This window comes from Streptomyces sp. NPDC047072 (assembly GCF_040643855.1).
In the GTDB taxonomy this organism is placed as follows: Bacteria; Actinomycetota; Actinomycetes; order Streptomycetales; family Streptomycetaceae; genus Streptomyces.
Genome location: NZ_JBEYVC010000300.1, coordinates 1 through 7,292, shown reverse-complemented (window position 1 = coordinate 7,292; position 7,292 = coordinate 1). Strand labels below are relative to the sequence as shown.

The 7,292-nt window shown below is 72.7% G+C and carries 5 protein-coding genes and 1 pseudogene; 3 read left to right on the top strand and 3 right to left on the bottom strand.

Translation table 11 applies throughout. The features are described from left to right. Positions 1-31: 31 nt before the first annotated feature. Positions 32-925: an endonuclease/exonuclease/phosphatase family protein gene (locus ABZ896_RS51435; protein ID WP_360946033.1), complete on the bottom strand. Its 894-nt coding sequence runs from the start codon at positions 923-925 to the stop codon at positions 32-34. Between the two features lie 190 nt (positions 926-1,115). Here ABZ896_RS51435 and ABZ896_RS51430 point away from each other — a divergent pair, with 190 nt between their 5' ends. Together ABZ896_RS51430 and ABZ896_RS51425 are read left to right on the top strand one after the other, a co-directional pair. After that, entirely contained in the window at positions 1,116-2,420 is a 1,305-nt protein-coding gene (locus ABZ896_RS51430; RefSeq protein WP_360946030.1) for an aldolase/citrate lyase family protein, read from the top strand. A 95-nt stretch (positions 2,421-2,515) separates the two neighbouring features. After that, on the top strand, positions 2,516-4,540 hold the full coding sequence (locus tag ABZ896_RS51425; RefSeq protein ID WP_360946027.1) for a protein kinase: 2,025 nt from the start codon (positions 2,516-2,518) through the stop codon (positions 4,538-4,540). Here ABZ896_RS51425 and ABZ896_RS51420 read toward each other — a convergent pair. Both ABZ896_RS51420 and ABZ896_RS51415 read right to left on the bottom strand, forming a co-directional pair. Continuing rightward, positions 4,486-5,290 (bottom strand): annotated as a pseudogene (locus ABZ896_RS51420) (hypothetical protein). The gene ABZ896_RS51425 and the pseudogene ABZ896_RS51420 overlap by 55 nt on opposite strands. A gap of 7 nt (positions 5,291-5,297) precedes the next feature. Further along, a complete protein-coding gene (locus tag ABZ896_RS51415) occupies positions 5,298-6,347 on the bottom strand; it encodes a LacI family DNA-binding transcriptional regulator (protein ID WP_360946024.1) in 1,050 nt (349 codons plus the stop codon). 205 nt (positions 6,348-6,552) lie between these two features. Between ABZ896_RS51415 and ABZ896_RS51410 the strand changes: the two genes are divergently transcribed. Next, the coding region (locus tag ABZ896_RS51410; protein ID WP_360946021.1) for an ROK family protein at positions 6,553-7,292 on the top strand (740 nt) is incomplete at its 3' end.

The window sequence follows — 7,292 nt, the reverse complement described above, 5'->3', positions numbered from 1 at the left end:
CGAGCGGATGCCGCTGGACTGGGAGACTCGTTCATCCCAGGGTCACGGTCGCCTGCACCGGGAGGTGGTCGCTGGGGAACTGCCCGTGCGCCGAGAAGGTGTTGACCGCCGCCCGGTGGACGGTGACACCGGGGGTGGTGAGGATCCAGTCGATGCGCTCGCCGTCCGGGGTGAGCGGCTTGTAGCCGTGGAAGGTCGCGTAGAGCGGGCCGCGTTCCGCCGCCGCGTCCCAGGTGTCGACGAGCCCGGAGGCGGTCAGGATGTCGTAGGCGCGGTTCTCGTGGGCGGGCACGTTGAAGTCGCCGGTCACGACGACCGGTAACGAGCGGTCGAAGCGGGTGATGCCCGCCGCGACGAGCTCTGCGGAACGCTCGCGCGCGTACTGGCTCACATGGTCGAAGTGGGTGTTGAGGACGTAGAACTCCCGCCCGTCGTCGGCCCGGTCGCGGAAGCGGATCCAGGTGACGATGCGGGGGAGGCGGGCGCCCCAGGTGTTCGAGCCGATGACCCTGGGGGTGTCGGAGAGCCAGTAGGTGTCGTGTTCGAGCGGGGCCAGGCGGCGGGTGTCGTAGAAGACCGCCGTGGACTCGTCGTGGCTGCCGCCCTCGCGGCCGGTGCCGATCCAGTCGTAGTGCGGGCCCAGGTCGGCGTGGATGTCGAGGAGTTGCTGGTAGAGACCCTCCTGGGTGCCCATCACGGTGGGGGCCTCGCGGCGCAGCAGCCGGCGCATCACCGGACGGCGGACGGCCCAGCTGTTGGGTTCGGCGGTGCTGGCGTAGCGCAGATTGAACGTCATGAGGTCGAGTCGGCGGTTGGCGGGTTTCGCGGCCGAGGCCGGCAGCGTGCCCATCAGCGGCACGGTGACGGTGGCGGCCAGCGCGGTTCTGAGGCCCATACGACGCGTCATTCTGTGTGTGTCCGGCATGGTGTCCCTCCCGACGGATCAGGATGAATGTTCGACCCGGTGTGCGGAAGACGGCGTATGAGGTTCTCGGCATCCTGAATGAACACCGTGGCTCACGCTGTGGACGGGGTGTTGACCGCCGGGAAGCTTCGTGGATAACTTCGTTCTACGGATTGTTGATTCCGTAGAACGGAAAATGGGAGGTCGCAGGATGGGGCAGGGCCAGCAGGAGCGGGTGGCGACGAGCCTCGCGGGTGCCGTCGGCGAGGAGATCAGCGCCTCCCTCGCGCCGGTCGACGCCGAGCTGGAGCGCCGCTACCCGGGCGACCCCGGCACCCGGCAGCCCGTCCACACCGTCTACGTCCCCGGTGACGTCTTCGCCGCCGACACCGTCCGCTCCTGGGGCGACCGGGCCCTCGCGGCGCTCGACGAACACGCCCCGGACGCCGCGTCCTTCGCCGCCGTCCTCGGGCTCTGCGACGACCTCGCCGAGCCCGTGTACGCGCGCGTGCGGGCCAAGCTGGAGCGCGAGCCGATCGAGGACCTGCGGGTCGACTTCGAGGACGGCTACGGCCCGCGCCCGGACGCCGAGGAGGACGAGGCGGCGGCCCGCGCGGCGCGCGTGATCGCGGAGGCGTACGAGAACGGCTCGGCGGCGCCGTACATGGGCATCCGCATGAAGTGCATGGAGGCGGCCGTCCGCGACCGCGGCATCCGCACCCTCGACGTCTTCCTCACCGGGCTGATGGCGGCGGGCGGGCTGCCCGAGGGGCTGGTGCTGACGCTGCCCAAGGTGACGTACGCCGAGCAGGTCGCCGCGTTCGTTCGGCTCCTGGAGGCCTTCGAGAAGGCGCACGGACTGGACGCCGGGCGGCTCGGCTTCGAGATCCAGATCGAGACCAGCCAGGCCGTCCTCGCCACCGACGGCACCGCCACGGTCGCCCGGATGATCCAGGCCGCCGAGGGCCGCGCCACGGGCCTGCACTACGGCACCTTCGACTACAGCGCCTGCCTCGGGGTCTCCGCCGCCCACCAGGCCAGCGACCACCCCGCCGCCGACCACGCCAAGGCGGTCATGCAGGTCGCCGCCGCGGGCACCGGCGTACGCCTGTCGGACGGCTCTACCAACGTCCTGCCGGTCGGGCCGACCGAGAAGGTCCACGACGCCTGGCGGCTGCACTACGGCCTCACCCGGCGTGCCCTGGCCCGCGCCTACTACCAGGGCTGGGACATGCACCCCGGGCACATCCCCACCCGGTACGCGGCTGTGTTCGCCTTCTACCGCGAGGGCTTCGAGCAGGCCGCCGGCCGCCTGGCGCGGTACGCGGGGAGGGTCGGCGGCGATGTCATGGACGAGCCCGCCACCGCCAAGGCGCTCAGCGGCTATCTGCTGCGCGGCCTCGACTGCGGGGCCCTCGACATCGGCGAGGTCGCCCGGCTGACCGGACTGACCCAGGCCGACCTGGAAGGCTACGCGGCGCCCCGGCGCGGCGATCTGACGGTCTCCCCGAAGTAGCGGACCTGTCACAGTCGCAACCGCCGTCTGGTGTTGTCACCCCCGCCCCGTAGTCTGTACGCCATTCACGGACGTGTCACAGGAACGGGGCAGCGGTGTCTTCGGGGGAGACCAAGGGCAACGGGCAGGGCGACGAGACCGGTCGTCTGCTGGCCGGGCGGTATCGGGTCATGGCGCAGATAGGGCGCGGCGGCATGGGCGTCGTCTGGCGCGCCGTCGACGAGGTCCTCGACCGTGAGGTCGCGGTCAAGGAACTGCGCACCTACACCGACGCCGACGGCCCCGAACTCGCCGATTTGCGGGTGCGGATGCAGCGCGAGGCCCGTGCGGCGGCCCGGGTCCGGCATCCCGGGGTCATCGCGGTGCACGACGTCGCGGAGGTCGACGGACGCCCGCTGATCGTCATGGAGCTGATCGACGGGCCGTCCCTGGACGCGGTGCTGCGCAAGCGCGGGCCGCTGGATCCCCGCGAGGCCGCCGGTATCGGTGCCAAGGTGGTGGACGCGCTGGCCGCCGCGCACCTGGTCGGCGTCCTGCACCGGGACGTCAAGCCCGGCAACATCCTGCTGGACCGCTCCGGCCGGGTCGTCCTGACCGACTTCGGCATCGCGACCATGGAGGACCCGGGCGACGGTTCCAGCACCCACCTGACCCGGACCGGCCACCTCGTGGGCTCGCTGGACTACATGGCCCCGGAGCGGGCGCAGGGCGGCGACCCGGGCCCGGCCTCCGACGTGTGGGCCCTCGGCGCCACGCTGTACGCCGCGGTCGAGGGCACTTCGCCCTTCCGCCGTACCTCCACGTTCTCCACGCTCACCGCGATCGTCGGCGAGCCGATGCCGGAGCCGCAGCGCGCCGGGCCGCTCGGCCCCGTCCTGGAACGACTGCTGGACAAGCGCGCCGACGAACGGCCGGGGGCGGAGGAGGCACGCGCTCTGCTTCAGGCGGTGGCGGACGGGGGTGGGACGGACGCAGCTACGACGACTCTGCGGGGCGGGGCGGCGACGCCCGCGGCTCCGGTGGAGCCGGAACAGAGCGCTTCGGAGCTGCCGCCGACTAGGGAGCAGGGGAGCGGGACGGCCGGTGCGCAGCGAGGTGTCGAGCCGGTCGGCGGGACCGGAGCAGAGGGAGGAGCCGGAGCGGCCGGACAGGGTGCCGGGCCGGGCGGGCAAGGGACCGGATCGGGGGCGGGGCCGCTGGGTGGGCCGGGTGTCCAGGCGGACTCCGCGCAGAGTGCGTCCGGCGGGTTCGGGGGGCCGTACGGAGCCACCGCTGCCGCTGCCTACGGTTCGGGTTCCTTCGCTCAAGGGCCGTCCGCGCCGGGTCCGTTCGCTCAGGGTGGCCAAGGCCCGTTCCCGCAAGGGCCGTTCACCCCTGGTCCTGGCGCCGGTGCCCCGCAGGACCCCGCTCTCACCGGCCCCATGTCCGCCGCCCCGGCGCCCGCTCGGCGCAGGAGCCGTACGCTGCTCGTCGCCGCGGCCGTCGCTGTCGTGCTGCTCGCGGCCGGGGGTGCTGTGGCCCTGATGAACAACACCGGCCAGGCGGAGGGCGGGGCGCAGGTCGTGCCGACCGGTACATCCGCCAGCGCCTCCTCCTCGGCGAGCGGCCGTACGGACGCCGACGCCTCGGACACGGCCAAGCCCACCGGGAAGGGTGACAAGAAGTCCCCGAGCGCGTCGGCGGACCCGGGCGGCGGGACCGGCTCCACCCCGGACGACGACGGCACCACGGCCGCCGCCCCGACCAAGACCCCGGGCACCGGCGGCGGGGGCACCGGCAGCGGTGACGGCGGCGGTTCCGGGGACGGCGGCACGAGCGCCGGCACTCCGACCCCCGCCTCGGCCTGCACCTCTACAGGCGGTGGCAAGTACGACTGCGTGGTCTGGAAGACCGCCAAGTCCTACACCGCCTCCGGCACCGAGGTCGGCGTCCTGGGCGCGGGCACCAACTACTTCTACTGCCAGTCGAATCTGGGCCGTCGCGAGACGTCCGGGGAGTGGACCAACGTGTGGTGGGCCAAGACGGACGACGACAGCGGCAACACCGGCGTCTACGTCAGCGACGTCTACCTCAAGGGCGGCAACAACGACGAGCCGGTGCCCGGACTACCGGTCTGCTGACCCCGGCAGATACCGCTCCAGCCCCGACGCCGTCACCCGTTTCTCCTCCGCCAGCAGCCGCGTCCCCGCCTCGCACAGCAACCGGTCGGCCCGCGCCCGGGCCACGAACTCCTCGGGCGTGACACCGAACAGCTCCCTCAACCGGGCCGATCCGACGAGGAGTTCGGTCAGCAGCGCACGCTGACCGGGGTGGGTGCGCGGGGCGCCGGTGCCGTCGTGGAGGACGCCGTGGCGGTTGACGTACGCGTGGACGCCCGGCAGCGTCGTGCCGTCCGGCAGCTCGACGCGCACCTCGGGCGCGGGCAGCAGGGCGCGCCCGTAGTTGCCGTTCGGCAGCGGCACGCCCTCGCTCGCGTCGACCACCGCGAGCTGCTCGGCGTCGAGCCAGATGACGAACAACTCCCGTACGACGCCGGGTGCTTCGAACGGCGACGCGGAGACGTATCCCATACGGCTGGCATGGGCCGAGACCCCGACGTCGAGCCCCGTGACCCGGCCGAGCACCATCGGGATCGGTGACGTGATACCGAACTCGGCCATCTTGTGCCGCAGTTGACCGGGGCTGGCGTTGGAGCCGACCGCCAGCACCGGCGTCCGGTCGGCGTGCACCGTACGGTCGAGCGGCAGCAGCCGGTCACCGTCCAGCAGCCCGGACTCCCGGGGCCAGGCACCGGGATAGAGCAGCGGACGGTCCCGGGGCGCCTCGGCGAGCCCCAGCGCCTCCAGCGTGCGGTCCGTCCCGTCGGTCACCGGCCGCTCAGCCCGCCGGAGGCAGCTCGCCGGAGCCCCGGGTGATCAACCGTGTCGGCAACTCGATCTGCTCCGGCGTGAGCAGCGTGCCGTCGAGCTGGCGGAACAGGCGCTCCGCGGCCGTGCGGCCGAGGGTGGCCGCATCCTGGGCTACGACGGTGACGCCGGGCTGGAGGAGGTCGGCGAGTTCGATGTCGTCGAAGCCGACCAGGGCGACGGGACGGGGCTGTTCGGCGAGAACGCGGATCACGGTCACCGTCACCCGGTTGTTGCCGGTGAAGATCGCGGTGACGGGGGAGGGGCCGGAGAGCATCTCCTCGGCGGCCCGACGCACCCGCTCGGGGTCGGTGACCCCCAGGGACGTCCACGCGGGCGCGACCTCGATGCCCGCGTCCTCCATGGCGGCCCGGTAACCGCGCAGCCGCTCCGCGGCCGTGTGGATGCGGGGCATGTCGCCGATGAAGCCGATCCGCCGGTGACCATGGGCGATGAGGTGGGCCACACCGTCACGGGCACCGCCGTAGTTGTCGGACAGGACGACGTCGGCGTCGATGCGTCCGGCGGGCCGGTCCACGAACACCGTGGCGACGCCCGCCTTCAGCTCCGGCTCCAGATACCGGTGGTCGTCCCCGGCCGGGATCACCACCAGCCCGTCCACACGCCGCGCGCACAGTGCCAGCACCAGCTCCTGCTCCCGCTCCGGGTCCTCCGCGCTGGAGCCGTTGATGAGCAGGGCGCCGTTGGCCCGGGCCACCTCCTCGACCGCGCGGCTGAGGGGGCCGTAGAACGGGTCGGCGAGGTCTTCGAGGACGAGGCCGATGCTGGCCGTACGGCCCTTGCGCAGCACGCGCGCGCTGTCGTTGCGGCGGAAGCCGAGTGCGTCGATGGCCTCCCGGACCCGGTGCTCGGTCTCCGGGGTGACACCCGGTTCGCCGTTGACCACGCGCGAGACCGTCTTGAGGCCCACTCCGGCCCGCGCGGCCACGTCCTTCATGGTCGGGCGATTGCCGTATCGGGTCGCGGAGAGGCGGTCTGCTCGGCTGTGGGTGTCGGGCACGATACGGCGTCCTGTCCTGTAGCAAGAGGTCCGGAAAGTGGGGCTGTGACGTTCCATGATTTTGTATGAGGATGTGGCGTCGAGCATAGAGCCTGGACAACGTTGTCAGATGCGGGAGACACTGTCCATCGCAATCTCCGGCCTGTGCCCCCACCGCGAGTCCGGCCGCCCCATTCCTCAAGGTTGACGTGGGAGAACTGACCTGATGCACACCGACCTCGTGGCTGCGCTCGACATCGGCGGCACCAAGATCGCCGGAGCGCTGGTGGACGGCCACGGCCGGATCCTGCTCCGAGCCCAGCGCGCCACCCCCGCGCGGGAGGACGGCGAGACCGTGATGCGGGCCGTCGAGGAGACGATCGGTGACCTCACCGACTCGCCGCTGTGGGCCCGTACGACGGCTCTCGGCATCGGCAGCGCGGGCCCCGTGGACGCCTCCACCGGGACCGTGAGCCCGGTCAACGTGCCGGGCTGGCGCGACTATCCGCTCGTCCGGCGGGTTCAGGAGGCGGCCGGCGGGCTGCCCGTCGAGCTGATTGGCGACGGTGTGGCGATCACGGCGGCGGAGCACTGGCAGGGCGCCGCCCGCGGCCACGACAACGCGCTGTGCATGGTGGTCTCCACGGGCGTCGGCGGCGGTCTCGTGCTCAACGGCCAACTGCACGCCGGGCCGACCGGCAACGCCGGGCACATCGGCCACATCAGCGTCGACCTCGACGGCGACCCGTGCCCGTGCGGGGCGCGCGGCTGCGTGGAGCGGATAGCCAGCGGCCCGAACATCGCCCGGCGCGCCCTGGAGAACGGCTGGCGGCCCGGGGCGGACGGCGACACCTCCGCCGCCGCGGTGGCCCACGCGGCCCGGCGGTCAGCGCACGATCGCCAGACCCACGCCCAGTTCGTTCGCCGACAGCAGGACCAGCAGGACGGTCTGGGCGACGCCGTAGA